Source organism: Streptomyces sp. UG1 (assembly GCF_049974585.1).
Taxonomy (GTDB): Bacteria; Actinomycetota; Actinomycetes; order Streptomycetales; family Streptomycetaceae; genus Streptomyces.
The window spans coordinates 1-14,807 of record NZ_JBNGGG010000089.1 but is presented as its reverse complement, the minus strand read 5'-3'; the positions used below and the strand labels follow the sequence as shown (position 1 = coordinate 14,807).

Genomic DNA, 14,807 nt, shown 5'->3' with positions numbered 1-14,807 from the left:
CCATCAAGCCATCGCCCGCCGCTGCCATTACCGAAGAAGAACCAGCTCAGCGCACGATCTCTCACTGGAGTACTAAGGGCCTGGATGCCCGGAGTGAGGTAGTTCGGCGGGCCGAACTGGTTGACCCCTGGCGCGGGTGCCCCCACGGGTACGAGGTGGAACTCCTCCGGTACGGAGACCTGCGTCCCACCTGGACATCCCTCCCTGGACCAGCAAGATCCATTGTCAGGGTGCCCACTCCAAAGGGCCAGCCTCACGTCGCCCGATCCTCCTCAGCCCTGCACGGTGGCCGGGCTCTGCATCCGGGCGAAGGCGCGGGGGAAGAGTTCGGCGCCGTGGCGTCCCAGCCCGTCGCGCTCGGCCGGTGAGAGAAGTGGGCTGGTGCGCAGCAGGCGGGCGTTGTGCTGCAGCACGTCCTCGCTGGCGCACGGTGCGCCGTAGTCGGACCCGTAGAGGACGTGGTCGGGGGAGGTCACGGCCAGCAGGGCGGACAGGCTCGGCAGGGAACCGGACATGGCGGTGTCGTACCAGAACCGGGAGGCGGCCTGTTCGATCTGCGCGGCGGTGACCTGCTGGGTGTTGTCCACCCAGTCCTCACCGGCGAGCATGCTCACTCGCCCGGACAGGGCCGGGAAGCACCCTCCGGCGTGGGGGAGCACGACGCGCACGTCCGGCGCGGCGTCGAGGGTGCGGTGCCACAGCATGTCGACCACGACCCGCGCGGTGTCGAAGCCGACCTCGAACAAGGGGGTGGGCAGGTCCAGGACCGGCCGGCTGAAGGGGGAGGGGTGGACGAGCACGGTCGCGCGCTGCCGGCTGAGTTCGGCCCAGACGGGGGCGAAGCGCGGATCGCCCAGGTAGCGTCCGTCGACGACGCCCAGTGTGGCGAACCCGTCGGCGCCCAACTCGCGCTTGGCGTACGCGATCTCCTCCAGGGCGGCATCCACGTCGGTGAGCGGGAGTGTGGCGAGCAGCCCGAAGCGGCCGGGGTGCTCGGCCACCACGGAGGCGGCGAACTCGTTCGACTCCCGAGCGCCCGCAGGATCCGTGATCGAGAGGTTGGACAGCAGCTGCATCGTGACGCCGATGCGGTCCATGTGCTCCAGGCGTGGAGCCGCCTCCCAGGACGGGACCTCGAAATGGGTGTGCACGTCGAGCCACCCCGCGTTACCTGCCACGTCGTCGCCTCCCGGCTGCTCGATGACCATGTCAGGACGGTAGTAGCGGCGGACCGTGTCACCCCTTGCTGTTCCGGCCGCCGGAACAGCGCCCGTGTGCCCGCGCTCCGCACGGTGTGATGCACATCAGCGGTGGGCTCACACACCAAAGGAGTGACACGACATGGCGAGCGCAAAGAAGCGGACAGCCGACGACAAGGTCCCCGTACTGACCGTCGGCGCGGGACCGGCCGGACTCACCCATGCCCTGGCCCTGGCACGCTACGGCGTGCGCAGCGTCGTGCTCTGCCGGTACCCCGGTCAGGCGCACAACCCGAGGGCGCACATCACGAACCAGCGGACTCTGGAGATTTTCAGCGACCTGGGCGTGTACGAGGCCGTCGAGGCGGTCGGGTACCGGCTCGAGGACATGCAGTACAACCCGTTCGTCCTGTCTCTGGCCGGTCCTGAGGTCGCGCGGACGACAGCGTGGGGCGCCGGTCAGAAGGACTTCCCCCGGTACCGCGCCGCGAGCCCGCACATCCCGCTGAACGTCGCGCAGCACAAGCTCGAGCCGGTGCTCGCCTCCGCCGCGCTGGCGACCGGCCTGGTCGATCTTCGCTACTCCACCGAGTTCATCGAGCTCGAACAGGACGACCACGAGGTGCGCGCTCACGTGGTCGACCACACCACCGGCCTGGCGTCGGTCATCACCGCGCAGTACCTGATCGGTGCCGACGGCGGTCGTAGTCAGGTGCTCGAACAGGCAGGGTTGTCGGTCCGCGGTCCGGTGGGCATGGGGCGTGTCGTGTTCGCCTGGGTCGAGGTCGATCTGACGAAGTACGTCGGGCACCGGCCGGGCGCCATCTACTGGTCGGTCGACCCCTTCACCTACGGCAGCTGGATCATGGTCGAGCCGTGGAACCAGTGGGTCATCGGAGTCCATGTCGACGAGGACTACGTGTTCGACCCCCAGGACACCGATGAGTTGGTGGCCCAGATACGCCACAGCATCGGCGACCCCTTCATCGACGTGAAGGTGAAGCTCGTCTCGCCCTGGGCCCAGAACAACGCCGCCGCGGACGTCTACTCCTGCGGCCGTGTCCTGTGCATGGGCGACGCCGTCCACCGGCACCCGCCGACCAACGGCCTGGGCAGCAACACCTCGGTCGCCGACGGCTACAACCTGGCGTGGAAGCTCAAGCTCGTCCTGGACGGCGTGGCCGGCCCCGGGCTCCTGGACTCCTATACCGCCGAACGCGCACCGGTCGGCCGGCAGGTCGTCGACCGCGCGTGGAAGTCGGTCACCGAGATCTTCACGCTGGGCGAAGCGATCGGCATCAGGCCCGAGATGCCCGACGAGGACAAGTGGCGCATCGTGCGCAGCCTGGACGAGGACACCGAAGAGGGTGCCGACCGGCGGCGGGTCGTCCGTTCCTTCCTGGACAAGCTGCCCTACCACTTCAACGCTCTCGGGGTCGAGCTGGGCTACCGCTACAGCAGTCCGGCCGTCGTCCCCGACGACGGTGACCTGCCCGACCACCGGACCACGGACGAGCTGACCTACGTGCCGTCGACGTCACCCGGTGAGCACATGCCCCATGTCTGGCTGGAACGCAACCGTCAGCGGATCTCCTCCCAGCAGCTGGTGGGGCAGGGCCGCTTCGCGCTGATCACCGGCCGCGGCGGTGTGTCGTGGGCGGAGGCCGCCGAACGTGCGCGGAAGGTGTTCGGTCTCCCGATCGACGTCTGCGAGATCGGGACGGCGCACGGGTACCGGGACCCGTTGGGCGACTGGGAGCGGCTGCGTCAGATCGACGGCGACGGCTGTCTCCTCGTCCGCCCCGACGGTCACATCGCCTGGCGCTCGCGGACCGCCGCCGGCACCGATCGGCTGATCGAGGTGCTGGGCCAGGTTCTCGACCGGCCGGTCCCGAATGACCGGTCCGTCGGGGAAGCACAGCCCGAGCTGGCCCACGCGTCGAGTTCCTGACCGTACAGCGAGGTACCCGCCTGCCCCGTCGCAGCTCCGGCGACCGCCGGGACCGTCTCCCTGCCCGGCCCTGACGACGTCAGCGTCAGGACCCCTCTCCAAGAATTGGACTCGACAAGAAGTGGACTCACCATGAGCACTGTCAAAGCACTCGGCTACCTCGCGGTCCGTGGCCCACTGGCCGAGTGGGCCACGTTCGGCCCCGAAGTCCTCGGCGCCCAGCTGGCCCCCTCGCCCGACGGCGAGGTACGGCTGCGCACCGACGAGAAGATCCACCGGATCATCATCGAGGACGGCCCCGCGGCGGGTCCCTCCTCCCTCGTGGCCCTCGGCCTTGAGATCGTCAGCGATGAGGCCCTCACCGGTCTCGTCGCCGCCCTGACCGACAACGGCATCGAGGCCGCCGAGGAGCCCGGGCTGGCCGCCCGCCGCGGTGTCGACCGTGTCGTGCGCTTCGCCGACAGGGACGGCAACGGAATCGAGGCCTACGTCGGCCTGCCCGACGCCGATTCCCCGTTCGCCTCACCGACCGGTACGAGTTTCGTCGCCGGGGCGCTGGGTGTCGGCCACGTGTTCCTCTTCCCTCGCGGCACCGCGTCGGCGGCGGCCGAGTTCTACGAGAAGGTCCTGGGGTTCCTGCTCACGGACACCATCTCGCTGGCCTCGGTCGGCGCCCCCGAGGAGGACGCGGTGTTCCTGCACTGCAATCCGCGCCATCACACCGTCGCCGTGGGCACCATCCCGGGGCCGCCGCCCGGTCTGGGGCATCTGATGCTCGAAGTGGCCGACGTCTCACAGGTGGGCAAGGCGATGGACCGCGTGCGGGCGAAGGACGAACACGTGAACATCACGCTGGGCGAGCACTCCAACGACCTGATGCTGTCCTTCTACGTGAGCACGCCGTCGGGCTTCGACATCGAGTACGGCTGCAATGGTCTGCTCATCGACGATGCCACCTGGAAGCCCGGTCACCACGAGCTGCTGAGCAACTGGGGTCACCACTTCCAAGGCGCCCGGGCCTGATCCGAGGCCGGTGGTGCGGCCCCACCGCCCGTCGTCCCCCGAACACCGGCACCTACCGCCGGACCCCCTCATACCAACCACGACAGGAAGAGCTGAAACGATGACCAACACCGTCCTGACCGAGGCCGGGACCAGCCGGTTCGTGCAGACCAAGAAGTGGCGCCTGCATCTCAACGAGGCAGGGGAGGGCCACCCCCTGGTCCTGCTGCACGGAGGCGGCCCCGGGGCCAGCGGGTGGAGCAACTACTCGCGGAACTTCGCCTTCTTCGCCGAGCGGTACCGGGTCCTCGCCGTCGACATGCCCGGGTGGGGGAAGAGCGACACCGCGGTGCCGGGCGACCGTGATCACACCGAGGCTCTCGAGCTGCTGCTGGACGAGCTGGAAATCGGCCAGGCCGCCCTGGTCGGCAACTCAATGGGCGGCCAGACCGCGATCCGGTACGCCGTACGCAACAGCGACAGGGTGTCGCACCTGATCCCGATGGGTGCTCCGGCGCCCGGGGTGAACGTGATGGGCCCCGCCACCCATCAGACCGAGGGCATCCGGACGCTCATCCGCGCCTACAAGGACCCGACCCCGGCCAACTTTCAGGCACTTGTCGCAGCGCTGACCTCCGATCCCGAGCTGGCCGCTGACGAGGACATGGCCCGACAGCGCTCCGAAGCGGCGTTGTCCCGCCCCGACCACATCGCCAACTACCTGGCCGCCGCACCGACGGGTGAGCTGAACGGTCCTCCGGGCGCCTACCCCGCGGTGGTGCCCGCGCTGGCGACGCTCACCGTACCCACGCTGGTGGTACACGGCCGCGACGACAAGGCGGTGCACTTCGAGAACGCGCTGCGCCTGCTGGCGATGATCCCGGACTCCCGGCTGTACCTGTTCAACCGATGTGGCCACTGGGCTCAGGTGGAACACGCCGAGGAGTTCAACCGGGTGGTGCACGAGTTCATCTCCGCGACCGGGCAGCGCTGAACCCGCTCTGCGTGGCGGTCCGACGGGGCTGACCACAGCCTCTGGCCTTCGCCAAGCCGGAGATCGCGAGCCGGTTCGCCACTCGCGGACCACCGCTGAATCTGCTGCTGGAGCATCGGACCCCCGGCTGTACCGGGCCTTGACGCGCATCAGACTCTGTGTGAGATTGGAGCGATCACTCTATTGGAGTGATCGCTCCAATGGTCTGTCGGGTCGGCAGGGCTTGTTTCGGAGGCGCGGATGATCGAACAACGGCGGTCAGCGGCGGAACCACCGCGGGCAATACCCACATCCGTGCTCTGGAAAGCTTTCGACGTGCTGGACGCCTTCAGTCGGCAGCACCGCGTTCTGACCCTGAGTGAGCTGGCCCGTACGTCGGGGCTGCCGAAGTCCACCGTGCACCGTGTGCTGGCCATGCTTCGGGAGCTCGGGGCTGTCGAGCAGGTCGACGGTGGCTTCCGTATGGGTCTGCGGATGCTGACGATGGCCGCGTCCAGCCCTGAGGCGGGGCTGCGCGAGGTCGCCGTCCCCCACTTGCTGGAGCTGCACCGCGCGGTAGGGCACACGGTTCACCTGTGTGCCCTACGGGGCGATGATGTCGTTTACCTCGAGAAGCTGCACGAGAGCGATGCCCTGGTGATCCCTACCGCCGTCGGGATGCGGCTGCCCGCACACTGCACGGGAGTCGGGAAGGCGCTGCTCGCCCACCGAGCCGCGGATGCGGATGCTGCGGCGCATACTCCGGCGCTGCTGCGCAGACTCACCCCGCGGTCGATCACGGAACCGCGTGCTCTCGCTCTCGAACTCGCCCAGGTGCGCCAGCGCGGCATGGCCGTCGACCGGGATGAGGCGGTGCCCGGTCTCTCGTGCGTTGCCCGGCCGGTGCTCATCGGGGGCCGCGCGGTCGCAGCGGTGTCGATCGGGTTCCCGAGCAGCGCCGCGGGACGGGGCGAGGCGTGGTTGGGCCGGCTCGGGCGCACCGTCGGTTCCTTGAGTGCGGCGCTCAGGAAACGTCCGGACCTCATGGAGTACCTGTTCCGGAGCCAGGCGTGAACCGGCCCGCGCAGACATCACAGCCTGCGGTGACCCACGCCCGGTACGACAGCCGCGAAGCACTGCTCGAAGCCGCCGAACGGCTGATGGGCGCACAGGGGTACCACGCGGCGTCGGTCTCGTCGCTGTGCAAGGAGTCCGGATGCCCCAACGGCTCGCTCTACCACCACTTCGGCAGCAAGGCGGGGTTGCTCAAGGCCGCGCTGCAGCGCGGACTGGGCCGTATTGACGACGCGCTTCAGCTCGCTTCGCGGGACGAGGGGGCGGGGGCCGCGCGGCTCGACCGGTTCATCGACGTCCTGCTGGATACCGTGGACCGGCACGCGAACTTCCAACGGCTTCTGGTTTTCGTCCTGCTGGAGCAGATCCACGATCCTGAGGTGCAGGACGTCGTCGACCCGTTTCGCAGCCGGATACTCGAGCAGGTGACCGAGGTCTGCGCGGAGGCCCTGGGCGAGCGCAGCCCGGTGGTGGAGCGCACTGAGGCCCGCGACATGGCCTTGGCTCTGACTGGCCTCACGATCGGTCTGTTCACCCTGGGTGTGCCTGAGGTCCGACGCTTGGCCCACGCGTACGTCCGGCGGGCTCTGGCCTGTCATCCGGAGGCTCCTTAGGAATCCGTGCAAAACCCTCCCGATGTCGACTCTCCTGGCATCGGCACGCTGTTGGACGACATGGCTGTGGCCCCCGCGACCGGTCGCGGTCGGCAGGCTGCTCCAGGCTTGAGCAAGTACCGACGGGTTCCTGGCCTTCTTGCCGACAGCAGCGGTCAGATGCCGCCGCGGAGGCCGCCTCCTGCTCCTCCCACGTGGTGCAGGTCAGCGATGGACCACATCCGGGCCCTTCCGCTCCGAAAGTCCGTCAGCCGATAGACGCCCCTGGCCGGGCGGAAGCATTCGAGGATCAGCGTGGCCTTGTCCGGCAGGCTGGCACCGGCTTGTTCCGTTCCACGGAACAAAGATCTTCCATCGACCCTGCGGCGTCTATATCTGAAGGGCGTCACCAGGGGGGCGCCGAGAGCCCTCGACCCCACCACTCCTCTTCCGGAGGTACCCCCGTGCCGACCGTCACTGACCGCGTCTCACCGGACGCCGTCCCACCGGCCGTAGTCAAGGCCGCCGATGCGCTGGTGGAGGCTGCCCGCACCGGGGCCGCCTGTCCGCCGGTGCGCACGCTCATCGACGAGGGTGACATCGAGACCGCCTACGTCGTACAGCGGCTGAACCTCCAGCGCGGCCAGGCCGCCGGCCGGAGGATCATCGGCCGCAAGATCGGCCTGACCTCTCCGGCCGTGCAGCACCAGCTCGGCGTGGACCAGCCGGACTTCGGCGCGCTGTTCGCGGACATGGCCGTGCCCGAGGGCGGCGAGGTGCCCACCGGGCAGCTGCTCCAGCCCAGAGTGGAGGCCGAGGTCGCGCTGGTACTCGGCCACGACCTGCCACACCGGCAGTGCACTGTCGTCGACGTGCTGCGTGCCACCGACTTCGCCCTTCCCGCCCTGGAGATCGTCGACAGCCGGGTGAAGGACTGGGACATCTCCATCGTCGACACCGTCGCCGACAACGCCTCGTCGGGCCTCTTCGTCCTGGGCGACTCCCCCGTGCCGCTCACCGGGCTCAATCTCCGTTCGGTGCGGATGACCATGACCCGGGGCGGCGAGGTGGTCTCCGAGGGGACCGGCGCCGACTGCCTCGGCAGCCCCCTCAACGCGGCCGCCTGGCTTGCCTCGACCCTCGCCGGGACGGGAGACCCGCTGCGGGCCGGCGACGTCGTGCTGACCGGGGCCCTGGGGCCGATGGCCCCTGTTGCTCCGGGTGATGTGTTCGAAGCCCGTATCTCGAACCTGGGCAGTGTGCGGGTCGGGTTCGCCGCAGAAGGAGAGAACCAGTGAACAGCGCGACGAACGCCCGGACCAAGGTGGCGATCATCGGGTCGGGCAACATCGGCACGGACTTGATGATCAAGGTGCTGCGACTGTCCGGCAGCCTGGAGCCGGCCGTGATGGCGGGGATCGACCCGGACTCGGACGGCCTGGCCCGGGCCCGCCGCCTTAAGGTGGCCACCACACACCAGGGCGTGGACGGGCTGGTGGAGATGGACGAGTTCGCCGACGTGGAGATCGTCTTCGACGCCACCTCGGCCGGTGCCCACAGGCGCCACGACGAGGTGCTGCGCCCCCTCGGCCGCACCCTCGTCGACCTCACTCCCGCGGCCCTCGGCCCGTACGTGGTGCCATCGGTCAACGGCGACGCCAACCTCGACGCGCCCAACGTCAACATGGTCACCTGCGGCGGCCAGGCCACCATCCCGGTGGTTGCCGCGGTCAACGCTGCCACCCCCGTCCACTACGGGGAGATCGTCGCCTCCATCGCCTCCCGCTCCGCCGGCCCCGGCACCCGGGCGAATATCGACGAGTTCACCGAGACCACATCCTCCGCCATCGAGCAGGTCGGCGGCGCGCGGCAGGGCAAAGCGATCATCATCCTCAACCCGGCCGAGCCCCCGTTGATCATGCGCGACACCGTGCACTGCCTGGTCTCCGACTGCGACCGTGAGGCGGTCACGGCCTCCGTCGAGGAGATGGTGGGCCGCGTCCAGGCGTACGTGCCCGGTTACCGCCTCAAACAGAAGGTGCAGTTCGACCGCGTGAGGGCCGACGACCCGCTGTGCGGGCTGCTGCCGGCTGATGCCGTCGGCACCGACGCACTGAAGGTCTCGGTCTTCCTCGAGGTCGAGGGTGCCGCCCACTACCTGCCCGCCTACGCCGGAAATCTCGACATCATGACCTCGGCCGCACTGCGCACCGCCGAGCGCATGGCCGCGCACCGCTCCAGTGAGAGGGCCGCACGATGACCACCACCCAGGCCAAGGGGACTTCCGCCGCGCCGACCTCCGAGCCCGTCGCCGTGTACGTCCAGGACGTGACCCTGCGGGACGGCATGCACGCCGTCCGGCACCGTTACTCCGTCGAGCAGGCCCGGGCCATCGCCGCCGCACTGGACGCCGCCCACGTCGGCGCCATCGAGATCGCCCACGGTGACGGCCTGTCCGGCTCCAGCATCAACTACGGTGTCGGCGCCCACACCGACTGGGAGTGGATCGAGGCCGTCGTGGACGTCACCCGCAACGCGGTTCCCACCACCCTGCTGCTGCCCGGCATCGGCACCCTGCACGACCTCAAGCAGGCCCACGCACTCGGTATCCGCTCGGTGCGCATCGCCACCCACTGCACCGAGGCCGACATCGCCGCCCAGCACATCGCAGCCGCCCGCGAGCTGGGCATGGACGTCGCCGGATTCCTGATGATGTCGCACATGGCCGAGCCGGCCGAACTCGCGCGTCAGGCCAAGTTGATGGAGTCCTACGGCGCCACGTGCGTCTATGTCACCGACTCCGGTGGCCGGCTGACCATGGACGAGGTGCGGGACCGCTTCTGCGCCTACCGCTCGGTGCTGGACCCGGCCACCGAGCTGGGCATCCACGCCCACCACAACCTCGCCCTGGGTGTGGCCAACAGCGTCGTCGCCGTGGAGGCCGGCGCGATCCGGGTCGACGCCTCCCTGGCCGGGCAGGGCGCGGGGGCCGGCAACTGCCCGCTGGAGGCGTTCATCGCAGTTGCGGATCTGATGGGCTGGAATCACGGCTGTGACCTGTTTCCGCTGATGGACGCCGCAGATGATCTGGTCCGTCCGTTGCAGGACCGGGAGGTCCGGGTGGACCGCGAGACCCTCAGCCTGGGCTACGCCGGGGTGTACTCCAGCTTCCTGCGCCACGCCGAGGCCGCTGCCGCCAACCACGGCCTGGACACGCGCACCATCCTCGTCGAAGTTGGCCGACGGGGCATGGTCGGCGGCCAGGAGGACATGATCACCGACATCGCGCTGGACCTGGTTGCCCGCGCGGAGAGCGCGGCCTGATCCCTCCGGCCGCGGGCACCTTGACGGAACCGACAGGCGGGGAATCAGACGGTCCTACGTTGTTGATGGGTTGATCGAGGCCAGTCGTAGGGTCTTGGAGATCCAGAGACGCCGGTTGTGGCTTTCAGACGCCGGATGCGTCCTGGCCTGGCCCCGCTGCGGCCGAACGACGAACACGCCATCGAACCGCGGGTCCTCACCGGCCGCCGTGCCGACACCAACGCCGACCGCACGCGGCGGACTGCAGTAACCACCTGCGTGGCCAGCTGACCAGCATCTTCCCCGCGCTGGAACGTGTGCTTGATCTGGGCGACGTCGGCCCGGTCGTCCTGCTGAGCGGCTCCCAGACCCCCGCCGCCATACCCGGAAGGAAGATCACCCGCCCTCATCTGCACACTGGTGAAGGAGGTGATGGGCCTCAACGAGCAACTCACCGAGATCGACACCCTCATCGCAGCGATCGGCATCAGACCACTGATGGGTACAGAATTCCTTGGTGCAACAGCGACATGAGCCGCCACGGTAGCGCCGGCCGCCTCGCCAGCCTCCGCACTGTGACGCGTCCCGGCGCTCCTACGAACGCAAACGCGCCGAAGGCAAGAGACACGTCCAGGCGGTCTTGGTTCTGGCCCGCCGATGGGTGAACGTCTCGTGGGCCCTGATACGTGACAGACGGTGGTGTCAAGGCGAACTCCCGGTCACAGCAGCGACTTGACAGCGTCACTGGAAGGTGGGTCCCCCGTAAGGCACCGTCGCAGCACGCACCGGAAGACAGAACCCGTCGTGTCCTCAGCCGAACCCGGCCGGGACGGCTACAGACCGGCCCGTCGACGGGCACTCGGCGCGCTGCGAGGTTCAGGGAGGGTGATCGAGCAACGCGCCACGGCAGCACTCCGACGGCTTGGCCTGCCGGCCGTGACACGTCGGCACCAATGCCTGCCCGACCGACCTCAAGTCCGAGCGCTACCCGGTCAGTCGGCCACCGCTCTCGTCGGGCCGGCACGCGCCCACGAACGCCGTGGTCCCGTGCCAGAGCCTCTTGAAAGCGAACCAGTTCAGCGCTCGGCGGTGGTGGGGTCCCATTCCGGATGGAATTCGATGCCGAACTCCTCACCTCCCACCCGGTAGTCCTCCATGACAGGAGTGATCGGCTCCGTGGGAAGCTCAGGCGAATCGGTCGGCACACCCAAGGCATGCACGTAGCGTTCGAATCCGCCGGTGTTGATTCCGGCCATCCGTGCCGTACTGGACTGGATCTGGAAGGTGTGCATGGTTCCGGCCGGGACGAAGAGGAAGTCGTTCCGTTCCAGTGTCGTCGCCAGCTTGAGACCTTGCAGGTCATCCGCCCACACCCGAACGGCGCCGTCCAGTACCCAGATGGTGTGGTGGACACCCGGGTGCAGATGGGCCGGGATCACATCACCGCGAGGGCCTTCGATGAGCTGGAGCCCGAACTGGCCGCCGCTCTCATCTCCACTGACCAGCACCGTGGCCACCTGGTCCACGAGGACCGAGTGCTCCCCCTCGCCGGATCGAAGCACATACGGCTGAGGACGGCCCGGCAGACCCTTCCATCCCTTGTGCGTACGGCTGTCCTTGGTCATCGCATACTCCCTTTGTGCTCCACTGTTCGCCCCCTGTCGTCCACAGGTGCGGGCGCCACGAGGTATCGCTACGGCGCGGTCAGTCAGCGACCACGTCTCCCGCGTTACCCGGATCCATCAGGTCGATTTCCTGGGCTCGGGCCACTGCGGCAACGGCTGTCCGGCGCGCTCGACTCCCCCGGTGGGCTCGCGCCAGAGCCGGGTGCTGCCATGAGGCGTGCGCAGTACGCCGTCATTGAGCCCGGAGCATCTTTGCCGGCCTCATCACGAGCATGTGCCTGGCTTCAGGCGTGGAGGGGCCGGCATCGAGGGCCTGCACCTGTATGTGCTCGTAGGTCGCGGCATGACCGGCGCCTCGGAGACGGCCCCGGCCAGGCCGTCTCCGAGGCCGCCCGGGACGCGGGGTTCCGCTGCCCGACCCGCGGACGGCGTGGGCAGCCTCGTTCACAGGTGCAGGATTCGTTCGGCGTTGCCGTGGGCGATGCGCTCGATGTCGGCAGGGGCGTAGGGCGCGGTGCGCAGGAACTCGACCGCCTCCACGGTGGACTCATAGGGATAGTCGACGGCGAACAGGACCCGGTCGATACCGACGGCATGGGTGGCGCCCAGCAGGGCGGCGTGGGAGCAGACGCCGCTGGTGGTCACGTACAGGTTGTTGCGGACGTAGTGGGACGGCAGGTGCCGCATCTTGTTGAAGGAGTTCACCACCTTGTAGCGACTGTCGAGGCGGGCCAGCTGGAACGGCAGCAGTTCCCCCATGTGCCCGAGGGTCACCGATGCCCCCGGGAAGTCGTCGAACACCCCGCCATGGATCAGCCGGAGGGCGTGGCCGCCGACACGCGCCGTCCACCCCCAGGCCATCATGTTGAGCTCGGGGTATCCCGCGAAGACCTGCCAGTCGTCCGCAGGGACGGCGGCGGGATGGATGTAGAGCGTCACCCCGAGACGTTCCAGCTCCGCCCACAGCGGCCGGAACTGCGGTTCGTCGAGGTAGTGGCCGCGGACATGGTCGTTGTGCAGCACCCCCTTGAGCCCCAGCTCCTCCACCGCCCGGCGCAGCTCGACGACGGCGGCGTCGGGATCCTGCAGCGGCAGTGCCGCGAAGCCGGCGAACCGTGTCGGGTGAGCGGCGATCACGCCGGCCAGATAGTCGTTGACCCGCCGCGCGGCGATGACGGCCTCGGCCGGATCGTCGATGACTTCGATGCCAGGCGTGGTGAGCGACAGGACTTGCATGTCCACGCCACCCGCATCCATCTCCGCCAGTCGCTGGTCCGTCAGATCGGCCAGCCGCGACCCCACCTCTTTGAGCCACTGGCCTCCCAGGTCGTCGCCTGAACCTCCCATGGACCACGGGATCACGTCAGGCGCCGAGAACGCCTCCTCGACAGCGATGACACGCATGACTTCCTCCGGAATGATAGGTAGCCTAATAATAGGCTACCTAATAGTATGGAGCAAGAGATCGCCCATCGCTGTTCCTGCCGGCTACTAGGATCGGCCTGTTGCGTCCAGCGCATTGCTCCACGCCAGAAAGCGGACCCTCATGTCTTGCTCCCCAACGGAACCCGAGCCGCTGGCCCGGCTGTTGTGGCGCGCGCACAACTGGTTCCGGTCCGCTCTGATCGCTGCTCTGGAGAAGGCGGACGGCCCGGCCGGGATCAGCGCGGCTCATCTGACGCTGCTCAACGCGACCGACCCGCAGGGCACGCCTACGTGAGTCGACTCGTGGCCCTGGTACTGACCGGCGCCCGCTCAACACCACCCAACAGCCACGCCAGGTCAAACCGCTGAGGAAAGAAGCAGAGCCATGCACGGGGCGTCGTAACCGACGTCGAAGACGACGAGGATGTCCGCGTCGCCCGGCCGCCACTGCCCGCCGGCGATCAGGTCCCCGACGACGCGGCGAACCTGGACGGCGCTACCTATCATGGTCGGGCTGACGCTGCTCCCCGACGACGACAGCCAGCCAGTGGCACTGCTCAAGGAGCGCATCGTCCGTATCGACGAACGCTCCGCTCGCCAGGCTGGGGGGAGGGTTCGCCATCGCCTGTGCCCTCGCGATCGGGCCGGACGTCGTCTTCGTCGACGAGCCCACCGGTGCCCGCGATCAGCGCACAGCGCAGAGGTCGCATCGCTGCTGACCTCCGTCACGCAAGCGTCCGGCGCCGCCTGGCAGTGGCCTCCCGCGACCGACGCCGACGTCGCCACCCCCCTGCACCCGGGTCCTGCACGTCCGCGACGGACGGATCGGCGGCCGCAGCACGTACACCGCCGCCTGACCGCAGCTCTGGAAACCGACAGCGCCTCCCCTTCTGCCCCTGGCCTGGCACCTCAGGCAGTCCTCCGGCCGCCGAGGACCGCAGAGTCACCTGTCGGCGGCCGCGGCCGCCGCCGTCAGCGCCTTCGTGCTGCTGGTCACGAGCACCGCCGCTCTCGGCTCCGGCACCCGTGCAGACCGCACGACCCGGCCCACTCCCGACGCCGTGCCCGCCGCGGCGACCGCCGTCCAGGCGCCGACCACGACGTACGTCCGCCATCAGCCCGTCACCGTCAATGGATCCGGCAGTCTCCAGCTTGCCGTCCGGGTGAGCGTCGGCGTACTCGGCGTACTCGGGATACTCGCCGCGCTCCGCGACAGCAAGCCGCTGCTGCGCAGGGTGATGGCCAACCCGATGCAGACCGCGGACTGACGAACCAGCCCCCGACATCCGCACGTCGGCTCAAGTACTTCGGCGGGGCAGACGGTCACATTGCGCAGCCGCAGTTCGGTGGCTCAGGTCTGCCCCGGCCGTCCGGTTTTCACTGCAGGTCGTGCTCCGTGCCCACAACGAGGAAGGGAAAATCCGAGGCGCCTCTCTTCTTCACAGTCAGGAATGACTGTGAGATGCTCATTTCGCAGTCAGAGCTGACTGCGAAGGGGAGGGTCATGACCAGGCGTGACGAACAGCGCGTCGCCACAAGGGCGCAGATCGTGGACGCGGCGGTCGAGTCGCTGATCGAGGTGGGCGTCGCGGCGACGACGACCCTGGAGGTGCAGCGGCGGGCCGGCGTCAGCCGGGGTGCGCTGCTGCATCACTTCCCGAC

The 14,807-nt window shown here is 68.8% G+C and carries 15 protein-coding genes and 1 pseudogene; 12 read left to right on the top strand and 4 right to left on the bottom strand.

Annotated features, from left to right (window positions below; translation table 11 throughout):
* Nucleotides 1-272: 272 nt before the first annotated feature.
* A complete protein-coding gene (locus tag ACP4J3_RS49435) occupies nucleotides 273-1,208 on the bottom strand; it encodes an amidohydrolase family protein (protein ID WP_426544642.1) in 936 nt (311 codons plus the stop codon).
* A gap of 133 nt (nucleotides 1,209-1,341) precedes the next feature.
* On the opposite strand from ACP4J3_RS49435, the gene ACP4J3_RS49430 reads away from it, so the two are divergent.
* From ACP4J3_RS49430 to ACP4J3_RS49390, 9 genes and pseudogenes are all read left to right on the top strand, one after another.
* The gene (locus ACP4J3_RS49430) at nucleotides 1,342-3,150 is read left to right on the top strand and encodes an FAD-dependent monooxygenase (protein WP_426544640.1); all 1,809 of its coding nucleotides are present in this window, start codon (nucleotides 1,342-1,344) and stop codon (nucleotides 3,148-3,150) included.
* Nucleotides 3,151-3,282: 132 nt separating this feature from the next.
* Nucleotides 3,283-4,173 carry a VOC family protein gene (locus ACP4J3_RS49425; protein WP_426544638.1) on the top strand — a complete coding sequence of 297 codons (891 nt, stop codon included), beginning with the start codon at nucleotides 3,283-3,285 and terminating at the stop codon, nucleotides 4,171-4,173.
* A gap of 100 nt (nucleotides 4,174-4,273) precedes the next feature.
* The gene (locus tag ACP4J3_RS49420; RefSeq protein WP_426544636.1) at nucleotides 4,274-5,146 is read left to right on the top strand and encodes an alpha/beta fold hydrolase; all 873 of its coding nucleotides are present in this window, start codon (nucleotides 4,274-4,276) and stop codon (nucleotides 5,144-5,146) included.
* A 294-nt stretch (nucleotides 5,147-5,440) separates the two neighbouring features.
* Entirely contained in the window at nucleotides 5,441-6,199 is a 759-nt protein-coding gene (locus ACP4J3_RS49415) for an IclR family transcriptional regulator (protein ID WP_426544634.1), read from the top strand.
* On the top strand, nucleotides 6,196-6,813 hold the full coding sequence (locus ACP4J3_RS49410; RefSeq protein ID WP_426544632.1) for a TetR/AcrR family transcriptional regulator: 618 nt from the start codon (nucleotides 6,196-6,198) through the stop codon (nucleotides 6,811-6,813). The genes ACP4J3_RS49415 and ACP4J3_RS49410 overlap by 4 nt, the downstream gene beginning before the upstream one ends.
* Before the next feature lie 443 nt (nucleotides 6,814-7,256).
* Nucleotides 7,257-8,090, top strand: a complete 834-nt coding sequence (locus tag ACP4J3_RS49405) for a 2-keto-4-pentenoate hydratase (protein ID WP_426544630.1) — start codon at nucleotides 7,257-7,259, stop codon at nucleotides 8,088-8,090.
* Nucleotides 8,087-9,052: an acetaldehyde dehydrogenase (acetylating) gene (locus ACP4J3_RS49400; RefSeq protein WP_426544628.1), complete on the top strand. Its 966-nt coding sequence runs from the start codon at nucleotides 8,087-8,089 to the stop codon at nucleotides 9,050-9,052. Before ACP4J3_RS49405 ends, ACP4J3_RS49400 begins: the two co-directional genes overlap by 4 nt.
* On the top strand, nucleotides 9,049-10,116 hold the full coding sequence (gene dmpG, locus ACP4J3_RS49395; RefSeq protein ID WP_426544626.1) for a 4-hydroxy-2-oxovalerate aldolase: 1,068 nt from the start codon (nucleotides 9,049-9,051) through the stop codon (nucleotides 10,114-10,116). The genes ACP4J3_RS49400 and dmpG overlap by 4 nt, the downstream gene beginning before the upstream one ends.
* Nucleotides 10,117-10,678: 562 nt before the next feature.
* Nucleotides 10,679-10,831: pseudogene (locus tag ACP4J3_RS49390) on the top strand (IS110 family transposase); the annotation flags it as partial.
* Nucleotides 10,832-11,171: 340 nt separating this feature from the next.
* Here the strand turns inward: ACP4J3_RS49390 and ACP4J3_RS49385 are convergent.
* Together ACP4J3_RS49385 and ACP4J3_RS49380 are read right to left on the bottom strand one after the other, a co-directional pair.
* Complete coding sequence (locus tag ACP4J3_RS49385; protein ID WP_426544624.1) at nucleotides 11,172-11,621, bottom strand: quercetin 2,3-dioxygenase; 450 nt, start codon at nucleotides 11,619-11,621, stop codon at nucleotides 11,172-11,174.
* A gap of 543 nt (nucleotides 11,622-12,164) precedes the next feature.
* Complete coding sequence (locus tag ACP4J3_RS49380; protein WP_426544622.1) at nucleotides 12,165-13,124, bottom strand: amidohydrolase family protein; 960 nt, start codon at nucleotides 13,122-13,124, stop codon at nucleotides 12,165-12,167.
* A 142-nt stretch (nucleotides 13,125-13,266) separates the two neighbouring features.
* Between ACP4J3_RS49380 and ACP4J3_RS49375 the strand changes: the two genes are divergently transcribed.
* Entirely contained in the window at nucleotides 13,267-13,440 is a 174-nt protein-coding gene (locus ACP4J3_RS49375) for a hypothetical protein (protein ID WP_426544620.1), read from the top strand.
* Between the two features lie 62 nt (nucleotides 13,441-13,502).
* Here the strand turns inward: ACP4J3_RS49375 and ACP4J3_RS49370 are convergent, their stop codons facing one another.
* Complete coding sequence (locus ACP4J3_RS49370; protein WP_426544618.1) at nucleotides 13,503-13,706, bottom strand: hypothetical protein; 204 nt, start codon at nucleotides 13,704-13,706, stop codon at nucleotides 13,503-13,505.
* A gap of 422 nt (nucleotides 13,707-14,128) precedes the next feature.
* On the opposite strand from ACP4J3_RS49370, the gene ACP4J3_RS49365 reads away from it, so the two are divergent.
* Nucleotides 14,129-14,413, top strand: coding sequence for a hypothetical protein (locus ACP4J3_RS49365; protein ID WP_426544616.1), 285 nt, complete (start codon nucleotides 14,129-14,131; stop codon nucleotides 14,411-14,413).
* Nucleotides 14,414-14,607: 194 nt separating this feature from the next.
* Nucleotides 14,608-14,807, top strand: a 200-nt coding sequence (locus ACP4J3_RS49360) for a helix-turn-helix domain-containing protein (protein ID WP_426544614.1), incomplete at its 3' end; no start/stop codon positions are given.

What these genes read in the sequence shown, in the direction of transcription:
- ACP4J3_RS49425 (WP_426544638.1), top strand. Translation starts at nt 3,283, where the DNA reads ATGAGCACTGTCAAAGCACTCGGCTACCTCGCGGTCCGTGGCCCACTG.
- ACP4J3_RS49420 (WP_426544636.1), top strand. Translation starts at nt 4,274, where the DNA reads ATGACCAACACCGTCCTGACCGAGGCCGGGACCAGCCGGTTCGTGCAG.
- ACP4J3_RS49435 (WP_426544642.1), bottom strand. Translation starts at nt 1,208, where the DNA reads ATGGTCATCGAGCAGCCGGGAGGCGACGACGTGGCAGGTAACGCGGGG.
- ACP4J3_RS49430 (WP_426544640.1), top strand. Translation starts at nt 1,342, where the DNA reads ATGGCGAGCGCAAAGAAGCGGACAGCCGACGACAAGGTCCCCGTACTG.
- ACP4J3_RS49380 (WP_426544622.1), bottom strand. Translation starts at nt 13,124, where the DNA reads ATGCGTGTCATCGCTGTCGAGGAGGCGTTCTCGGCGCCTGACGTGATC.
- ACP4J3_RS49375 (WP_426544620.1), top strand. Translation starts at nt 13,267, where the DNA reads ATGTCTTGCTCCCCAACGGAACCCGAGCCGCTGGCCCGGCTGTTGTGG.
- dmpG (WP_426544626.1), top strand. Translation starts at nt 9,049, where the DNA reads ATGACCACCACCCAGGCCAAGGGGACTTCCGCCGCGCCGACCTCCGAG.